The sequence below is a fragment of the Vibrio sp. 1580 genome, from assembly GCF_033340055.1.
In genome coordinates this window covers 1-608 of sequence record NZ_JAWOVT010000440.1, presented here as the reverse complement: position 1 = coordinate 608, position 608 = coordinate 1, and the positions used below count along the sequence as shown (strand labels likewise).

Annotated in this window: 1 pseudogene; it reads right to left on the bottom strand. The window is 47.0% G+C overall.

What is annotated here, in order from left to right:
- A pseudogene (opaM, locus tag R7093_RS26470) lies at positions 1-608 on the bottom strand (acyl-homoserine-lactone synthase OpaM); the annotation flags it as partial.

Here is a 608-nt window from a genome sequence, read left to right as displayed (position 1 = left end):
CACTGTTAAACTGCGGCGCATAACTTAGCCAAGTGTTACGTTGGTTCCAGTCTTGGATTAGCGCTGATGCGGCCAACACCGGAGTTGTCTGAGTTTGGAGCAGAATAAAGTGCTTACCTTTCTGAGAAAGTGACAACAAGGGCAAGATTTCATACCACTTTTCTCCTTGAACGAAGAGCTCCAAATTACTCAGCGCAACGGCGTCACTCAAGGTCATTGCCACTGGGTAGCTGGGCAGTTGAACGCGCATTGAAGACTCTGAAATATCATCAATGAGCATTGCTGAGTAAGAGGCGTCTTCGAAGGAGAGTTCAGTCGCTGGTTCGCGGTTTTCAAGCGAGTATTTCTGTTTGATGGCTTCGATTTCGCAAGCGCACCAAAAGTCTAACCAATGAGGGAAGCACTCTGCTACGGTTAGTTCAAGTAAATAGACGTCGTCATGTAGGTTGTTCGGATGCAGTCGAACCAAATCTCGCTAATCCATTAACTCAAACAAGACAGAAAGACTTTTGGACTGGTACTCAGGATAGCGTGCCAGCAAGTTCGTTTCTCGTTGATGAGTGATGGACTCAAAGAGAGAGGCTCTCTCTTGTGGTGTGAGGAAGCGA